Origin of the sequence: Lacrimispora sp. 210928-DFI.3.58, assembly GCF_020554865.1 — a bacterium.
Classification (GTDB): Bacteria; Bacillota; Clostridia; order Lachnospirales; family Lachnospiraceae; genus Enterocloster.
This window is the reverse complement of sequence record NZ_JAJCIC010000121.1, coordinates 1-303: the sequence shown is the minus strand read 5'-3', so window position 1 is coordinate 303 and position 303 is coordinate 1. Positions and strand designations below refer to the sequence as shown.

1 protein-coding gene is annotated in these 303 nt (G+C 48.2%); it reads left to right on the top strand.

Annotated elements, in window-relative coordinates; genetic code table 11:
- Positions 1-303, top strand: a 303-nt coding sequence (locus tag LIZ87_RS22200) for a recombinase family protein (RefSeq protein WP_227149239.1), incomplete at both ends; no start/stop codon positions are given.

Below are 303 nucleotides of genomic sequence, written 5' to 3'. Positions count from 1 at the left end.
AATACTGCGAAAAGCAGGGATGGGAGGTTGTGGCAGTCTATCAGGACGATGGCTTCACAGGTCTTAATATGGAGCGTCCTGATTTACAGAGAATGTTGAGAGCCATTGAGCGCAGGCAAATCAACCTTGTCATCACGAAAGACCTCAGCCGACTGGGGCGTAACTATCTGCAAACCGGGCATTTGATTGAGGACTTTTTCCCAAGAAATGGTGTCCGCTATATCGCCATGAATGACGGTATCGACACCCTGCGGGATAACAACGATATTGCCCCGTTCAAGAATATCCTGAACGAGATGTACA